The organism is Brevundimonas sp. (genome assembly GCF_019636155.1).
In the GTDB taxonomy this organism is placed as follows: domain Bacteria; phylum Pseudomonadota; class Alphaproteobacteria; order Caulobacterales; family Caulobacteraceae; genus Brevundimonas.
Genome location: NZ_JAHBYB010000009.1, coordinates 94889 through 111691, shown reverse-complemented (window position 1 = coordinate 111691; position 16803 = coordinate 94889). Strand labels below are relative to the sequence as shown.

Annotated in this window: 17 protein-coding genes; 11 read left to right on the top strand and 6 right to left on the bottom strand. The window is 71.3% G+C overall.

What is annotated here, in order from left to right; translation table 11 throughout:
- The 4 genes from KF910_RS11055 to KF910_RS11040 form a co-directional block, all read right to left on the bottom strand.
- Positions 1-705: MotE family protein (locus KF910_RS11055; protein WP_292262740.1), on the bottom strand; the 705-nt coding region annotated here is incomplete at its 3' end.
- An 18-nt stretch (positions 706-723) separates the two neighbouring features.
- Positions 724-1299, bottom strand: a complete 576-nt coding sequence (locus KF910_RS11050; RefSeq protein WP_292262730.1) for a DUF6468 domain-containing protein — start codon at positions 1297-1299, stop codon at positions 724-726.
- Positions 1296-2345, bottom strand: a complete 1050-nt coding sequence (gene fliM / locus KF910_RS11045; protein ID WP_292262718.1) for a flagellar motor switch protein FliM — start codon at positions 2343-2345, stop codon at positions 1296-1298. The genes KF910_RS11050 and fliM overlap by 4 nt, the downstream gene beginning before the upstream one ends.
- A gap of 3 nt (positions 2346-2348) precedes the next feature.
- Entirely contained in the window at positions 2349-3020 is a 672-nt protein-coding gene (locus tag KF910_RS11040; RefSeq protein ID WP_292262712.1) for a flagellar basal body-associated FliL family protein, read from the bottom strand.
- A gap of 180 nt (positions 3021-3200) precedes the next feature.
- Between KF910_RS11040 and flgF the strand changes: the two genes are divergently transcribed.
- The 7 genes from flgF (at position 3201) to KF910_RS11005 (ending at position 7802) form a co-directional block, all read left to right on the top strand.
- A complete protein-coding gene (flgF, locus tag KF910_RS11035) occupies positions 3201-3938 on the top strand; it encodes a flagellar basal-body rod protein FlgF (protein WP_292262708.1) in 738 nt (245 codons plus the stop codon).
- 61 nt (positions 3939-3999) lie between these two features.
- Positions 4000-4788 (top strand): flagellar basal-body rod protein FlgG, encoded by a 789-nt coding sequence (flgG, locus tag KF910_RS11030; RefSeq protein WP_292262703.1) that lies wholly within the window; start codon positions 4000-4002, stop codon positions 4786-4788.
- A gap of 98 nt (positions 4789-4886) precedes the next feature.
- Positions 4887-5459, top strand: a complete 573-nt coding sequence (locus KF910_RS11025; protein ID WP_416354703.1) for a flagella basal body P-ring formation protein FlgA — start codon at positions 4887-4889, stop codon at positions 5457-5459.
- An 11-nt stretch (positions 5460-5470) separates the two neighbouring features.
- Positions 5471-6205, top strand: a complete 735-nt coding sequence (gene flgH / locus KF910_RS11020) for a flagellar basal body L-ring protein FlgH (protein ID WP_292262687.1) — start codon at positions 5471-5473, stop codon at positions 6203-6205.
- 113 nt (positions 6206-6318) lie between these two features.
- Complete coding sequence (locus tag KF910_RS11015) at positions 6319-6801, top strand: hypothetical protein (RefSeq protein ID WP_292262664.1); 483 nt, start codon at positions 6319-6321, stop codon at positions 6799-6801.
- 37 nt (positions 6802-6838) lie between these two features.
- Positions 6839-7264 carry a hypothetical protein gene (locus KF910_RS11010; protein WP_292262659.1) on the top strand — a complete coding sequence of 142 codons (426 nt, stop codon included), beginning with the start codon at positions 6839-6841 and terminating at the stop codon, positions 7262-7264.
- A 13-nt stretch (positions 7265-7277) separates the two neighbouring features.
- Positions 7278-7802, top strand: a complete 525-nt coding sequence (locus tag KF910_RS11005; protein ID WP_292262656.1) for a hypothetical protein — start codon at positions 7278-7280, stop codon at positions 7800-7802.
- Here KF910_RS11005 and KF910_RS11000 read toward each other — a convergent pair.
- Positions 7786-8703: an ROK family protein gene (locus tag KF910_RS11000; protein ID WP_292262650.1), complete on the bottom strand. Its 918-nt coding sequence runs from the start codon at positions 8701-8703 to the stop codon at positions 7786-7788. The two genes, KF910_RS11005 and KF910_RS11000, sit on opposite strands and share 17 nt — an antisense overlap.
- Positions 8704-8817: 114 nt before the next feature.
- Between KF910_RS11000 and KF910_RS10995 the strand changes: the two genes are divergently transcribed.
- A complete protein-coding gene (locus KF910_RS10995) occupies positions 8818-10041 on the top strand; it encodes an SAM-dependent methyltransferase (protein ID WP_292262642.1) in 1224 nt (407 codons plus the stop codon).
- A 1-nt stretch (position 10042) separates the two neighbouring features.
- Here KF910_RS10995 and KF910_RS10990 read toward each other — a convergent pair whose 3' ends face one another.
- A complete protein-coding gene (locus KF910_RS10990) occupies positions 10043-10609 on the bottom strand; it encodes a TetR/AcrR family transcriptional regulator (RefSeq protein WP_292262635.1) in 567 nt (188 codons plus the stop codon).
- A gap of 151 nt (positions 10610-10760) precedes the next feature.
- On the opposite strand from KF910_RS10990, the gene KF910_RS10985 reads away from it, so the two are divergent.
- From KF910_RS10985 to KF910_RS10975, 3 genes are read left to right on the top strand one after another with little or no spacing between them, the layout of a single operon-like run.
- Complete coding sequence (locus tag KF910_RS10985; protein ID WP_292262610.1) at positions 10761-11960, top strand: efflux RND transporter periplasmic adaptor subunit; 1200 nt, start codon at positions 10761-10763, stop codon at positions 11958-11960.
- Positions 11961-11963: 3 nt separating this feature from the next.
- Positions 11964-15221, top strand: coding sequence for an efflux RND transporter permease subunit (locus tag KF910_RS10980; protein WP_292262601.1), 3258 nt, complete (start codon positions 11964-11966; stop codon positions 15219-15221).
- Positions 15221-16660 carry an efflux transporter outer membrane subunit gene (locus KF910_RS10975; protein WP_292262592.1) on the top strand — a complete coding sequence of 480 codons (1440 nt, stop codon included), beginning with the start codon at positions 15221-15223 and terminating at the stop codon, positions 16658-16660. The genes KF910_RS10980 and KF910_RS10975 overlap by 1 nt, the downstream gene beginning before the upstream one ends.
- The last annotated feature ends 143 nt before the right edge of the window (positions 16661-16803 follow it).

Below are 16803 nucleotides of genomic sequence, written 5' to 3'. Positions count from 1 at the left end.
CGCGGCGGCCGCCGGGGCCGGCGCGGGGGCAGGCGCCGGGACGGCGGCGGTCTCGGTCGCGCTGGCGGCGATGGCGGCCTGGGCGGCGGCTTGCTGGCTCTCGAAGCGGCGAGCCAGTTTCTCGGTCAGTTGGCGGGCGGCGGCCGGGTCCATCTGGGCCATGATGGCGGCCAGGGCGCGGGGCCGCATGGCGGCGGCGACAGGCAGGCGCACCCGGTCGTCCAGCGAGGCGAAGACCCGCGCCGCCTCTTTGGGGCGCATGGCGGAATAGACGGCGACCATGCGGTCGATCTCGGCCTGTTCGCGCTCGTCCACCTGGCCCAGCAGGGTCTGCAGTTCGGCCTTGAGGGCGGTCAGGGCCTGGGTCCGGGCGTCCAGCTTCTGTTCCGCCGCGGCCATCAGGGGCAGCATGGTGGCGAAGTCGTTGTCGCGGATGTCCAGTTCGGCCCGGCGGTCCTTCAGCGACTGGATGACGCGCAGTTCCGCGGGCGACAGTCCGGCCTGCTGGGCCAGCTGTTCCGGCGACAAGGCGCAGACGGCGGGGGCGGCGCGGGCCGGGGCCGCGCCCTCGGCCGCCGGGACGGCCTCTTCGGCCCAGGCCTTGGCGCCCTCGAACAGACCCGGGGCCACCCCGATGGCGCGCACGGCCACGACGCCTCCGATGGCGATGGCGACGAGCGGCAGGATGCGGGGCAGGCGGGCCATGGGACTACTCTTCGGAAATCAGGCGGCGAACAGGTCTTCATCCAGACTGCGGCGCGCGCGGTTGAGGCTTTGCTTAGCGGCCTGGTTAGCGGCCAGGGCCTGGAGCACCGGGGTGAAGCGTTCGACCTGTTCCGGGCTCAGCAGGCCGCCGGAGACGGGCCTGAGACTCTCCCTCCCCCCGAGGGGGAGGGTGGTCGCGGAGCGACCGGGTGGGGTGGGTTCGGCGGTCGGGGCGCCGTCGGTGCGTGAAGCGCCCGGCCGCCCCCACCCGTCGGCTTCGCCGACACCCTCCCGGGTGCGGGGAGGGAGAGGCGTTTGCGTCGGCGCCCGGGCGATCAGGGTTTCCAGCTCGGTCTTCAGGGCGCGGGCCTTGACGATCCTGTCGTGCAGAAGGTCGGTCTCCTGCCCCGAGGCGCGCAGGGAGGCCAGGGCCGCCTCGGCGCGGGACGCGGCCAGGTTCAGCTCGTTGACGGCGCCGGCGAAGGCCATCTGACCCTCGCGCAGGGTCTTCAGCCGCCGTTCCAGCCGCACGCCATAGCCCAGGGCGGCCGCCAGCAGCAGCATCAACAGGGCGTCCATGACCACGCCGATCATCGGCTTTTCCTCATCAGGGATCCGGCCGCCTCGGGGTTGATCGGCCCTTCGACGCGCACGGCGATATGCTGGCCCTTGCGACCCATCTTGCCGGTCGTCAGGGGGATGGAGCCGGCGCGGATCGAGATGTGGGAATCCGGCGTCGCGTTCAGCATCAGGGTGTCGCCGACCTTCAGGTCCAGCACCTTGGACAGGGGCGCCTGCTGTTCGTCCAGCACGGCGCGGACCTCGGTGTCGGTGGTCCAGAGCTCGGTGGCCAGGTGGCCTTCCCAGATGTTGTCGCGGCCGAATTTCTCGCCCATGAACTGCTGCAGCAGCATCTTCCGGATCGGCTCCAGGGTGGCGTAGGGCAGCAGCAGTTCGATGCGCCCGCCCCGGTCCTCCATGTCGATCCGCAGCTTGACCAGGATGGCGGCGTTGGCCGGCCGGGCGATGGCCGCGAACCGGGGGTTGGTCTCCAGCCGGTCCAGGTTGAAATGCACCGGCGTCAGCGGCTCGAAGGCCGATGAGGCGTCGTTCAGCACGACCTCGACCATCCGCTGCACCAGCACCCGTTCGATGGTGGTGTAGGGCCGGCCCTCGATCCGCAGGGCCGCGGTGCCCCGGCGTCCGCCCAGAAGCACGTCGACGATCGAATAGATCAGGTTCGAATCGACCGTCAGCATCCCGTAGTTGTCCAGCTCCTCGGCGCGGAAGACGGCCAGGATGGCGGGCAGGGGGATGGAGTTCAGATAGTCGCCGAAGCGGATGGAGCTGATGTTGTCCAGGCTCACCTCGACATTGTCCGAGGTGAAGTTGCGAAGGCTGGTGGTCATCAGCCGCACCAGGCGGTCGAAGACGATCTCCAGCATCGGCAGGCGTTCGTAGGACACCAGGGCCGAGTTGATGATGGCGCGTATGCCGGTGCGTTCGCCGTCGTCCCCCTCGCCGAGTTCGAAGCCCAGAAGGCTGTCGATCTCGTCCTGGTTCAGCACCCGCTCCGAACCGGGGAGGGGGCGGTGTTCGGCCTCGTCGGCGACGGGCGGATCCTGGACCGCGTCGTTCATCGCCTACTGCACCAGCATTTCTTCGATCAGCACGGCGTCCACCTTGCCCGGCGCGGCGATCAGATTGACCCGGCGCAGCAGTTCGGCCTTCAGCTGATAGGTGGCGGCCGAGCCCTGCATCTCCTCGGGGCGCAGTTCGCGCAGGAAGCCCTGGAACATGTCCTGCATCCGCGGCGACTCGGCCTGAAGGTGCTCGGCCAGGGCGGCGTCCTTCATCTCCAGGGTCAGCTTCAGCTTCAGGAAGGTGGGCCGGCCGTCGGCGGCCTGAACGTTCACCACCAGGTCGGGCAGGGTGTAGAAGGTGACGCCGTCCGGCCCTTCGGAGATCACGCCCTTGGACGGATCGGCCGCGCCCTCCTTGCCGCCGCCGTGACCGCCGCCGCCCTTCTTCTTCTCGGACTTGCCGTGGCCGCCGGCCTTTTCGCCGTGATCCTCGCCGGCCGCCTCGGCGCCGTGGGCCTGGGCCGGCTTGGGCTTCATCAGGAAGAAGGCCGCGCCGCCGCCGCCGCCCAGCACCACCAGGGCCGCCGGGACGATGATGAACAGCAGGGGCAGTTTCTTCTTCTTGGGCGCGGCCTCGCCCTCGCCCTCGACGCCGGGCTCGCCCTCGACGACGGCCGGAACCTCGGCGTCCGAGGCGGCGGCCTTGTCCTTCTTCTTGCCCAGTTTCAGCATGCGCGCGCGACGCCCCGGATGATCCCACCCTCAGATGGGGCGGTTTTGGTTAACGGGACGTTTAGGAACGGCAAATCCTGCCGGGCGCCGGGGGGCTGCATCAGGCTCAAATCCCCGCCACGCCTGCATTAACCCTGTTGGCACGGGGGTTGCGAGAGCGAGGGGCGAAGGAGCCCTTTCGTGGAAAACGCCGCCTACATCGGACTGTCCCGCCAGATGACGCTTCGCCGCGAACTCGACATCGCGGCGAACAACATCGCCAATGCGGACACCACGGGCTTCAAGGCCGAGCAGCTCCTGCTGGGGACCGAGGTCGGCCAGCGCGCCCGCAACGACGCGGTGCGGCCGGGCGTCAGCTTCGTTCTGGATAACGGGGTGGGCCGCGACTACGGCCAGGGCGCCCTCAGCCAGACCGGGCGGCCCCTGGACTTCGCCATCGAGGGCGAGGGCGTCTTCTTCGAACTGCAGACGGGCCAGGGCCTGGCCTACACCCGCGACGGCGCCTTCACTGTGGACCCGGAGGGCCGGCTGGTCACCGAGGCCGGCCATGCGGTCCAGGGCGAGGGCGGCGAGATCGTCCTCGACCCCGCGCGCGGCGAGGCCGCCGTGGCGGCGGACGGCACGGTCAGCCAGCAGGGCCAGGCGGTCGGGCGGCTGAAGCTGGTCCGGTTCGACGCCCTGTCGGCCCTGTCGAAGGACGGGGACGGCCTCTACCGCAACGCCTCCAACGCCGCGGCCGTGGACGCCGCCGACGCCCGCGTCCGCCAGGGGATGCTGGAGGCCTCGAACGTCAATTCGATCCTGGAAATCACCAATCTGATCGAGATCAGCCGCGCCTACGAGCGGATCACCCGGATGATCGAGAACACCAACGACCTGTCCCGGCGCGCCGTCGAGCGCCTGGGCCGGGCTTCATGATGACCGTCGCTCAAGCAGCGAGGCGCCGCGCGCCGAGCGTTAGCGACAAGGAGGAACAGACATGCGCGCTCTGAGAACCGCCGCCTCGGGCATGCTGGCCCAGCAGCTGAACGTGGAGGTCATCTCCAACAACATCGCCAACATGAACACGGTCGGCTTCAAGCGCCAGCGGGCCGAGTTCCAGGACCTGCTGTATCAGAACGTCGAACGGATGGGGGCCCAGTCCTCGACCCAGGGCACGGTGGTGCCGACGGGCATCCAGATCGGCGCGGGGGTCAAGGCCGGCAGCGTCTATCGCATCACCGAACAGGGCACCCCGACCCAGACCGGCAACCGCTACGACCTGGCCATCGACGGGCGCGGCTATTTCCAGGTCATCCTGCCTTCGGGCGAGACGGCCTACACCCGGGCCGGGAATTTCGCCGTCAACGGCGAGGGCCAGCTGGTCACCGACGACGGCTATCAGGTCCAGCCGGCCATCAGCATCCCCCAGGACGCGGTCGACGTCTCCATCTCCAAGTCGGGCCAGGTCCAGGTCATCACCCAGGGCCAGACCGAGCCGTCGATCGTCGGCCAACTGGAGCTGGCCACCTTCTTCAACGAGGCGGGGCTGGAGGCCATCGGCGACAACCTGATGCTGGAGACCACGGCGTCCGGTCCGGCCACGGCCGGGGCGCCGGGCGAGGTCGGCTTCGGCCAGGTGCTGCAAGGCTATACCGAGGCGTCCAACGTGGACGCGGTCAGCGAGATCAGCGCCCTGATCGTGGCCCAGCGCGCCTATGAGATGAACTCCAAGGTCATCACCACCGCCGACGACATGCTGTCGGTCGCCGCCCAGGTGAAGAACTGATGAGCATCCTCTTCCCCCTGAACCCGCCGCCGCGTCCGCCGCTGCTGGGCCGCCGCGGCCGCTGGACCGCCGCCCTGGTCGCCGCCGTCGCCGCCCTTATGGCCGCCACCCCGGCCCTGTGCGGGCCGGTCGTCCTGAAGGCCCAGCCGGTCGATTCCGACGGGCGGGTGACCCTGGGCGACCTGTTCGACGGGGCGGGGGCCGCCGCCGATGTCCAGGTGGCCGTCCGCTCCGGACCCTCGGTGGTGCTGGAGGCCGGCCAGCTGCAGCTGTTGGCGCGCCAGTCGGGCCTGGAATGGTCCAACCCCCAGGGACTGCGCCGGGTCGTGGTCCGCAACGCGGCCCTGTCGCCGGGCGCCGCCCAGCCGCAGGCGGGGGCGCCCGCCGCCGCCGCGCCCGCAGCGGCCGCCGTGGCGCGGCCGGCCGCGAACGCCGAGCGGGTGATCGCCCGCAACGACATCGTCACCGTCGCCTATCAGGTCGGCGGGGTGACCCTGACCGTCATGGGCCGAGCCCAGAGGAACGCCGCCGTGGGCGAGCCGGTGGCGGTTCTGAACACCACCTCGGGCCGGCTGATCGACGCCGTCGCCATCGGCCCGGGCCAGGCCATGGCCGGCCCCGCCGCCCAGGCCGCCCGCAACGCCGCCCTGCAACAGTTCGCCGCCCGCTAGGAATCTCCGTCATGCGTAAGTTTCTGATCGTGTCCGCCGCCGCCCTGATCCTTGGGGCCTGCTCGACCGTGGCCGAGACGGTGCGCGGGCCCGAACTGGCGCCCATCGGCTATCCCGCCGCCCTGGTGCCGGTGCAGCAGGCCTATCTGCCGTCGCCCCAGGCGCGGGTGGAGGCGACCCCGGCCAGCGCCAACAGCCTGTGGCGCTCGGGCGCCCGGACCTTCTTCGGGGACCAGCGGGCGCGCCATATCGGCGATATCCTGACGGTCAACATCAATATCGACGACCGGGCCCAGACCCAGAATTCGACCAACCGCAGCCGCTCCAACGACATCTCGGGCGGGGTCAGCAATTTCTTCGGCCTGGAGAACAGTCTGGGCCGGGCCTTCCCGGGCGGCTTCGACCCCCAGAACATGATCGGTCTGGAAGGCCAGTCCAACGCCACCGGCTCGGGCTCGGTCAACCGGGCCGAGAAGGTGAACCTGACCATAGCCGCGGTGGTTACCGAGGTGCTGTCCAACGGCAATCTGGTGATCCAGGGTCGGCAGGAAGTGCGCACCAACCGCGAAGTGCGCGAACTGACCGTCGCCGGCATCGTCCGGCCCGAGGACATCTCGGCCGGCAACACCATCAGCCACACCCAGATCGCCGAGGCGCGCATCAGCTATGGCGGGCGCGGCGACATCAGTCGGGTCCAGGCCACCCCGGCGGCCCAGAGCCTGGTCGAACGGTTCAGCCCGTTCTAAGGGGCGCTATGCTCGCGACGCGGTCGCTCGCGGCTTGAGCGCGAAAGGGCCCCAGCTTTGCCGTGAACCGTTAACGGACGCCCGCGTTCAGCACTCGAATGCGAGCGCCCATCATGCTGAAGACCCTGATCCCCGCCGCCGCCGCCCTGGGCCTGGCCGCCTTCGCGGTCCAGTCCTACGGCGCCGATCCCGCCACCGAGGCCGCGGCCGAGGCGTCGCCGGCCATGGGCTGGCATCTCAGCCATGAAGGGACGATGGCCAAGCTGGCCTATGGCGTGGCCAATTCCGACCAGCTGGCCATCATGATGACGTGCGAGCCCGGCGCCACCCAGGCCGTCGTCTATGGCGAGGTCCAGCCCCTGGGCGCGCGCCTGATCCAGGCCTTCATGACCTATCCGGCCGCCATCGACCCGATGACCGGCGGACTGGAGGCGGAAACCCGCATCGGCCTGAACGATCCGGCCCTGACCGGCCTGGCCCGCGACGGCGTGCTGCCGGTCGGCGGCGACGCGGGCCGGGGCGTGCTGCCGGCCACCAAGGACGAGCGTCGTCTGGCGGCCGAATTCCTGGCCTATTGCGGAGCGCGCCGCGCCTGAGCAAAATCCGCCGGAAGGCAAGCGGGGCGCTGCGACCATGATCCATCTGCTGGCGGCCGTTTCGGCCTTGGCGCTTCAGGCGGCGGCTCCGGCCTGGACCTGGAGCCTGTATGAGGGCGACGGCCCCGTGGTCCTGGCCAATGACGTCCCCGACACGGCCCGTCTGCGCGCCACCCTGGAATGCCAGCCGGGCGACGGGGTGGCCCAACTGGCCCTGTACGGCCAGACGGGCGAGGGCGGGGCGGCGACCCTGCGGTCTGGCGCGGCCTCGGCGGCGACACAGGCCGAGGTGGGCCGCACAGGCCGGCTGAAGGCCGCCCTGCGCGTGGACCATCCCGTCTTCGCCGCCTTCGTCGACAGCGGCCGGCTGACCCTGGCGGTGGCGGGGCAGGAACGGTCGGTCGAGGTTCCGGCCGCCCATATGGCCAAGCTGCGCCGTTTCGCCGAACTTTGCGGCGGCTAGGGGAGGGCGACCGATGACGATCCGCACCGTTCGGCCGATCCTGGCCCTGGGCGCCCTGGGCGCCCTGGCCGCCCTGGTCTCGGCCTGCGCCACCACCCCGTCCGTCGAAGGAGCGGCGGGCGAAGGCGGCTCGGCTCCGGCGCCGGTGGCCGGCTACGACTGGTTCCTGAACGACCACGACGGCTCGGTGCAGCTGGTCTATGGCCAGGCCGAAAGCGACGACGTGCGGCTGAGCCTGGTCTGCGAGGGCGGCCGCGAGGCGCGGCTGGAGGTGGCCGCCCATGCGGCCCAGGCCCGACCGGCCGAAATCCATCTGGAATCCGGCGGCGAGACCGAGCGTTTCCAGGCCGAGGCCGAACCCTATGGCGTCGGCGACGGCTACTGGCTGACCGCCATGGCGCGGACGACCGAACCGGTGTTCCAGCGCTTCCGTCAGACCCGCTGGATCGCCCAGTGGGAAGGCCAGGACCGGCACGTCTATGCGGCCCACCCCGGCTCCGGCGACCGGATCGAGACCTTCTTCAGCCGCTGCGGCTGACCGCGGCCAGGGCGCCCAGACCCACGGCGACGGCGCCCAGGGGCCCGGCCCGGTCGCCCAGGCCGGGATGAAGGATCCGCTGGCCCATCTGGCCGTCGATCAGCCGCGCCTGGGCATAGCCGCCCAGGCTTTCGCTCAGGGCGCGGCGGATGCGCGGCAACAGGTGCGGCTGGCCCATGCCGACGCCGCCGCCGATCAGGATGCGCTGGGGCGCCAGGGTGTAGATCAGGTTGTGGCAAAGGGCCGCCAGCACATGGACCGGCTCGTCCCAGGCCGGATGGTCGGGCGCCAGGGTCTCGGCCGGGCGTCCCGCCCGCGCCGCGATGGCCGGACCGGCCGCCAGCCCCTCGGCGCAGTCGCCATGATAGGGGCAGACCCCTGCGAACCCCTCATGCCCCCTCAACCGGGGCGAACGCAGGTGGCCGGCCTCCATATGGCCCAGTCCGCGCACGGTGCGTCCGGCGACGACCGCCCCCACCCCGATGCCCGTGCCCACGGTGACATAGGCGAAGTCCGACAGGCCCCGGGCGGCGCCCCATCGGCCCTCGGCCAGGGCGGCGCCGTTGACGTCGGTGTCGAACCCGATGGGCAGGCCCAGGCCCTTCAGCGGCGCCAGCAGGTCGATCCCGTCCCAGCCGGGCTTCGGCGTGCCGATGGCCGAACCATAGGTCGCCGAGCCGGGGTCGATGTCGATCGGCCCGAAGCTGGCCACCCCGATCGCGTCCAGGCCGTGCGCCGCCTTCCAGGCCGTCAGCTGGTCCGAGACGGCGGCCAGGGTCGTGTCCGGGTTTCCGGTGTCGATCCGCGTCTGGGCCAGTATGTCGTCCGGCCCGCGCGCCAGCAGGCAGGCCACCTTGGTGCCGCCCAGTTCGACCCCGGCGATCAGGGGATGTCGCGTCATCCGGCGGCCCTTCGGCGAATCGGCGCCCCGGCGGCGCCCCCGAAACCTATAGCCGGTCCCTTGCCAGCCTCGCACGGGAGGCCATGTTAAAAACCGGGACGAAGGAGCGGCGCCATGACCGATCAGGCCTTCGAAGACGATGCGGCCCCCGAAGGCCCGCCGCGCGCCCCCTTCTGGGCGCGGCCCCTGCTGGTCCGGCTGGGGCGGTTGTGGGGTCGGGGGCGGCTGGACGTGGTCCTGCCCGGCGGCGGCCGCTGGCGGCTGGGCCGGGAGGCTCGCCCCCATGCGGTCTGGCGGGTGCGGCGCTGGCGCGCCCTGGCGCGGATGGTCGGGCGCGGCGACATCGGTTTCGCCGAAGGCTATCTGGCCGGCGACTGGGACACGCCCGACTTGACCGGCCTGCTGGTCGCCTTCGCCGACAACTACGAGGGGCTGGCGCGGATCGTGACGGGATCGCGCCTGCTGCGCGGGCTGGACGCCGTCGGCCACGCCCTGTCGCGCAACAGCCGCCGGGGCGCGCGGCGCAACATCGTGGCCCACTATGACCTGGGCAACGCCTTCTACGCCGGCTGGCTGGACCCCGGCATGACCTATTCCTCGGCCCTGTTCGACCGGCCGAACCTCGACCTGGAACAGGCCCAGAGCGCCAAATACGCCGCCCTGGCCGACGCCGCCGGGATCGGTCCGGACAGTCATGTGCTGGAGATCGGCTGCGGCTGGGGCGGCTTCGCCGAATACGCGGCCCGCGAGCGGGGGGCGCGGGTCACCGCCATCACCCTGTCGCCCTCCCAGAAGGCCTATGCCGAGGCGCGGATGGCCGCCGCGGGCCTGGCCGACAGGGTCCAGATCCGGCTGATCGACTATCGCGATGTCGCGGGCCGGTTCGACGCCGTCGTCTCCATCGAGATGTTCGAGGCGGTGGGCGAGGCCTACTGGCCCGTCTTCTTCGGCCGGGTGCGCGACCTGCTGGCGCCGGGGGGGCGGGCGGCCCTGCAGATCATCACCATCCGCGACGACCTGTTCGACAGCTATCGCCGCCGCCCCGACTTCATCCAGATGCATGTCTTTCCCGGCGGGATGCTGCCGTCCCGGTCGGTGTTGGACCAGCTCATGGCCGAGGCCGGGCTGGCCGCCCGGGTCGAGCGCCGCATGGGGCCGGACTACGCCCGCACCCTGGCCGAATGGCGCGAGCGGTTCGACGCCTGGGCCGCCCGCGCGGACGACCCGCCGACCCCCCGCTTCCAGCGGCTGTGGCGCTATTATCTCGGCTATTGCGAGGCCGGTTTCCGCACCGGCCGCATCGACGTGGTCCAGGTCGCCGCCGGGCGGGCGCCGTGATCTAGCCGTCGATCAGGGCCTGCAGCACCTCGGCCATCCGGTCGACCATGCGGCGGCACTGGTCTGCGTTCAGCCCATAGCCGCCGGTGACTTCGCGGCTGACGGCCATGCCCATGATGAAGCCCGCCGCCAGCCGGGCGCGCACCGCGCCGTCGGGCCCGCCGACCCAGTCGGCGAAGGGGCGGTGGAAGCGGGTGTCGGCGTTTCTCTGAATGATCTCCATCGCCCTGGCCGAGGCGATCGACCGCAGCAGGATCATCAGCCCGCGCAGCTTGCCGGCGTGGGTCGGCTGCAGGATCACCGCCTGGGCGACGCGACGGCCGAAATCGGCCCGGTCGCCGTCCATCAGGTCCAGCCCCTTGTCGCAACTGTCCAGGACGATCTCGAACAGTTCTTCCTTCGAGCCGAAATAGCGGGACACCAGGGCCGCATCCACGCCGACGTCGCCGGCGATGTCGCGCATGCCGACTTCGTCATAGCTCTGGTTCGAAAAGCGCTCTTGCGCCGCGGCCAATATGGCGGCGCGCGTCGCCTCGGCGTTGCGTGGACGCGGAACGTTGCAGAGCAAGATGTTCGGGTCTCCAGAAATATCCCCACCGCACATATGGCTTTGTCATCAGGCGTTGACAAGCGCCGCGACGCTCACCATTAAGTCACCGGGCGTTGACTGCGGCCTCCCCCTTGCCGCGCATCTTCCGAAATTCAGGGACCGATCCTCCATGCGCACCGTCAAAATCGCGGTTGCGTCCGTCCTCGTGGCGGTCGCGATGCAGAGCTGCACCCAGCGCAGCGAGGCCCAGGCCCCGCCCGCCCCGGCGGTCACCGTGGCCCAGCCCCTGGCGCGCCAGGTCCAGGACTGGGACGAGTTCTCGGGCCGGTTCGAGGCGACCCAGACGGTCGAGGTGCGCGCCCGCGTGGGCGGCTATGTCTCGGGCGTCCATTTCCGCGACGGCGACTATGTGCGGCGCGGCCAGCTGCTGTTCACCCTGGACCCGCGCCCGGCCCAGGCGGCCCTGGCCTCGGCCCGCGCCTCCCTCGCCCAGGCCCAGGCCCAGCTGTCTCTGGCCCAGGCCAACCTGACCCGCTCCGAAGGGCTGCTGGCCTCCCAGGCCGTGTCCCGGGCCGAGGTCGACGCCAATCGCGCCGCCGTGGGCCAGGCCGAGGCCGCCGTGGCCGCCGCCAACGCCGCCATCCGCGCTCGCCAGCTGGATCTTGAGTTCACCCGCGTCACCGCCCCGATCGCGGGCCGGATCTCGGACCGGCGCGTCGATCCGGGCAATCTGGTCGGCGGCGGATCGTCGGCCGCCGACGTGCTGACGACCATCGTGTCCAGCGCGCCCATCTATTTCGTCTTCGAAGGCTCCGAGGCCCTGCTGCTGAAATACCAGCGCCAGAGCCGCCAGGGCGACGCCCCGATCGAGGTGCGGCTGCAGGACGAGTCGGACTACAGCCGCACCGGCCGCCTGACCTTCACCGACAACGCCGTGGACCCCGCCTCGGGCGTGATCCGCTTCCGCGCCCTGATCGCCAACGCCGACGGCTTCCTGAAGCCGGGTATGTTCGGCCAGGCGCGACTGGCGGGCGCGGCCGGCTATCAGGCCCTGCTGGTGCCCGACGCCGCCATCGCCACCGATCAGGCGCGCCGCGTGGTCCAGGTGGTCGCCGCCGACGGAACCGTCTCCACCCGCGCGGTCCAGACCGGACCCCTGGTCGAGGGGCTGCGCGTGATCCGCTCCGGCCTCCAGCCGGACGACCGGGTCATCATCTCCGGCGGCCAGCGCATCCAGCAGCCGGGCATGAAGGTCCAGGCCAAGGTCGGCCAGATCCGGCCGGTCGCGACCCCGGCCTCGGCGCCCGTGGCCACCCCGGCCCCGGCGTCCAGCGCCAGCTTCTCCAACAGCCTGGCCGTCGGCGGCTAGATCATGAACATTTCACGCTTCTTCATCGAACGGCCGATCTTCGCGGCCGTGGTCGCGGTGTTCATCACCCTGATGGGGGTGTTCGCCTATCCGCTGCTGCCCCTGTCGCAGTATCCGGAGATCGCCCCCCCGACGATCACCATCAACACCGCCTATCCCGGCGCCTCGGCCGAGACCGTGGCCGAGACCGTGGCCGCGCCGATCGAGCAGGAGGTCAACGGGGTCGAGGGGATGCTGTATCTGTCCTCGTCCTCGACCTCGGACGGCGGGGTGGCGATCACCGTCACCTTCCAGCCGGGAACCGATCTGGATGACGCTCAGGTGCTGGTCCAGAACCGCGTCGCCCTGGCCGAACCGCGCCTGCCGGAACAGGTCCGCCAGATCGGGGTCACGGTCAACAAGGCCGAAAGCGGCTTCCTGATGATCGTCGGCCTGACCTCGCCGAACGGGGCGCTGGATAACGACTACATCGGCAACTACGCCAACTCCCAGCTGCGCGACCGGCTGTTGCGGATCGACGGCGTCGGCAACGTCATGGTGTTCGGCGGCGGCAACTATTCGATGCGGATCTGGATCGATCCGGCGCGCGCCGCCGCTCGCAACCTGACGGCCCAGGAGATCGTCGGCGCCCTGCGGGCCCAGAACGTCCAGGCCGCCGCCGGCGCCATCGGCCAGCCGCCGTTCGCCACCAACGCCGCGGCCTTCCAGCTGCCGGTCCAGGTGCAGGGCCGGCTGACCGATCCGGACCAGTTCGCCGACATCGTCATCAAGACCGACGCCCAGGGCCGGGTCACCCGGGTGCGCGACATCGCCCGGGTCGAACTGGGGGCCCAAGACTATGGTATCAAGGGCTTCTTCGACGGCGAACGCGGCGTCGGCATCGCGGTGATCCAGCAGCCGGGCGCCAACGCCCTGGCCACGGCCGAGCGTGTGCTGAAGGAGGTCGAGACCGCCCGCGAGACCCTGCCTCAGGGGATGGCCATCTCCATCCCCTACAACCCGACCGAATTCGTCGCCGCCTCGGTGGAGTCGGTCCAGCACACCCTGATCGAGGCGATCTTCCTGGTCGTGCTGGTGGTCGTGGTCTTCCTGCAGACCTGGCGGGCGGCCGTCATCCCCATCGTGGCCATTCCCGTGGCCCTGGTGGCGACCTTCGCGGTCCAGCTGCTGCTGGGCTATTCGATCAACTCGCTCAGCCTGTTCGCCCTGGTGCTGGCGGTCGGCATCGTGGTCGACGACGCCATCGTGGTGGTCGAGAACGTCGAACGTTACATCCGCCAGGGCCTCACCCCGCGTGAGGCGGCCCACCGGTCGATGCAGGAGGTGTCGGGCGCCCTGATCGCCATCGGCCTGGTGCTGGTCTCGGTCTTCGTGCCGACCATGTTCGTGCCGGGCATTCCGGGCATCTTCTATCGTCAGTTCGCCATCGTCATCTCGACGGCGGCGGTGGTGTCCCTGCTGGTGTCCCTGACCCTGTCGCCGGCCATGGCGGCCCTGCTGCTGAAGCCGCACAGCCACGAGGCGCCGCGCCGGCGTCCGGGCCTGCTGGGCACGGGTCTGCATTACCTCGGCGAGGCCGGGCGGCGCTTCAACGCCGGTTTCGACTGGCTGTCGGACCGCTACGGCCGGCTGACCGCGCGCCTGGTCCGCACCGTGGGCGTCATGCTGGCCATCTATGTCGGCCTGCTGGCCCTGACCGGCTGGCGCCTGATCGACACCCCCTCGGGCTTCATTCCCGAACAGGACCAGGGCTTCCTGATCGGGGTGGTGCAACTGCCGCCCGGCGCCTCGCTGGATCGCACCGAGGCGGTGATGATGCGCGCCAACCAGATCATCAAGTCCACCGAAGGGGTGGACGGCACCGTGGCCTTCGCCGGGCTGGACGGCTCCAGCTTCTCGTTCGGCTCCAACGCCGCGACCCTGTTCGTCCGCCTGGACGACTTCAAGGAGCGCAAGACGCCCCAGACCGCCGCGGCCGCCCTGGCCGGCGCCATCACCGGCGCGACGGCGGGCATCGAGGACGCCAACATCTTCGTCATCGCCCCGCCCGCCGTTCAGGGCCTGGGCAACGGCAACGGCTTCCAGCTGATGGTCCAGGACCGTTCCGGCGCCGGCTATCGCGCCCTGGAAGGGGCGACCTTCGCCATGATGGGCGCCGCCGCCCAGGCCCCGGACCAGGTCCAGCAGGTCTTCTCGACCTACAACACCGGCTCGCCGCGCATCACCGCCGACGTCGACCGCGAGCGCGCCCTGATGATGGGCCTTCAGCCCGCGGACGTGTTCAACACCTTGGGAATCTATCTGGGCTCGGCCTACGTCAACGACTTCAACTATCTGGGCCGCACCTTCCGGGTGACCGCCCAGGCCGAGCCGTCGGCGCGCGACGACATCGCCGACATCGCCAACCTCAGGGCCCGTTCGGCCACCGGCGCCATGGTGCCGATCGGATCGGTGGCGACCCTGCGCGAGGATTCCGGCCCGGCCCGCGTCGTGCGCTACAATCTGTTCCCGGCTTCCGAGCTTCAGGGGCAGGCGGCGCCGGGCGTCTCGTCCGGCCAGGCCCTGACGGCGATGGAGGCCATGGCCGGCCAGGCCCTGCCCGAAGGCTTCTCCTACGAATGGACCGGCCTGGCCCTGCAGGAGAAGGAGGCCTCCGGCGGCGCGACCATGGTCTTCGCCCTGGCGGTGATCTTCGTCTTTCTGGTGCTGGCCGCCCAATATGAGGCCTTCACCCTGCCGCTGGCGGTCGTGCTGATCGTGCCGATGTGCATCCTGGCGGCCATGATCGGGGTCAACCTGCGCGGCCTGGACAACAACATCCTGGTCCAGGTGGGGCTGGTGGTGCTGATCGCCCTGGCGGCCAAGAACGCCATCCTGATCGTCGAGTTCGCCAAACAGGCCGAGGAGGAGGGGCTGAACCGCTGGGACGCCGCCATCCGCGCGGCCCGGACGCGTCTGCGGCCGATCCTGATGACCTCCTTCGCCTTCATCTTCGGCGTGGTGCCGCTGATGGTGGCCACCGGGCCGGGGGCCGAGATGCGCCAGTCCCTGGGCACGGCCGTCTTCTTCGGCATGCTGGGGGTGACCCTGTTCGGGCTGATCTTCACGCCGGTCTTCTATGTGGCCTGCCGCTGGATCGCCGCCCGGATGCCGCGCCGGCCCGAGCCTGATCCCACCATTCCGACCACCTACGGCTTGCCGCCCCACGACCGTCCCGATGCGGACGGCGCCGCGGCCGCGCCCCGCGTGGGAGACGCCTGATGACCCCGCTCGCCTCCATCCGCTTCCTGACCGTCAGCGCGATCGCCCTTGCGGCGGCCGGGTGCGCGGTCGGGCCGAAGGCGCCTGACGCCGACCTCCCCCCCGCCGCGTCGGGCGCCTTCATCGGGGCCTCGACCCCCGCCGTGTCCAGCGCCGCGGCGCGCGACGACTGGTGGCGGCTCTACGACGATCCGGTCCTGGATCAGCTGATCGCCCAGGCCCTGGCCGAGAACCACGACCTGGAGGCCGCGGCCGCCAATCTGCGACGGGTCCGCGCGGCCCTGGGCGAGGCGCGCACCGGCCGCCTGCCCTCGACCACCACCACCGCCGCGGCGAACCGCAGCCGCGCCTCGGCCGCCACCGTCCCCGGCCTGCCCGCCGGGCAGAGGGCGCCGGAAACCGACGCCTATGACGTCGGCCTGGACGTGGCCTACGAGATCGACCTGTTCGGCCGGGTCGGATCGTCGATCCGCGCCGCCCGCGCCGATGCGGACGCCGCCGCCGCCGCCCTGGAGGTGGTCCAGGTCTCGGTCGCGGCCGAGACCGCGCGCGCCTATGCCGACGCCTGTTCCGCCAACGCCCAGATCGCGGTGGCCGAACGCACCCTGTCGCTTCAGACCGAGACCGCCGGCCTGACCCAGCGGCTGCTGGACGGCGGGGCCGGCAACGGGCTGGACGTGGCCCGCGCCCGCGCCGTTCTGGAGCAGACCCGCGCCAGCCTGCCGCCCCTGCGGGCCCAGCGCGACGGCGCCCTGTTCCGGCTGGCCACCCTGACCGGCCGTCCCCCGGCCGAGGCGTCCGAGGCGGCCCGCGCCTGCGCGACCCCGCCGCGCCTGAGCCAGCCGATCCCGGTCGGCGACGGCGCCGCCCTGCTGGCCCGCCGTCCCGACGTGCGCCAGGCCGAACGCACCCTGGCGGCCGCCGCCGCGCGGGTGAACGTGGCCACGGCCGACCTGTTTCCCAGCATCCGACTGGGCGGCTCGATCGGCGCGACGGCCCTGGATGCCGACGGCCTGGGCGACAGCGAGAATTTCCGCTTCAGCGTCGGGCCGCTGATCAGCTGGTCCTTCCCCAACATCCTGGCCGCCCGCGCCCGGGTCCAGCAGGCGGGGGCGGGGGCCGACGCCGCCCTGGCGGCCTTCGACCAGACGGTGCTGCTGGCGCTGCAGGAGACCGAGACGGCCCTGGCTGACTACGCCAATGAACTGGACCGCAACGCCGCGCTGAAGGCGGCGCGGGACCAGGCGGCGACCGCCGCCCGTCTGTCGCGCCTGCGCTTCGACGCCGGCGCCGACAGCTTCCTGACGGTGCTGGACGCCGAACGCACCCTGGCCGGCGCCGACGCCCAGCTGGCGGCGTCCGACGCCCTGATCACCACCTACCAGATCGGCCTGTTCAAGGCCCTGGCCGGCGGATGGACGTCACAGCCGGCCGGCTGACCGCATCGGATCGCCCCCTGTGACATCACGGGAGATCGTCACGAAATACAACTAAAAGGCGCGTTTCGTTGCGGCGCACAAAAAAGCCGCGCTTTGCTGGGAGACCGGCAAAATCCGAGCGCCTCTCCCCGGGCGCGCGAGCG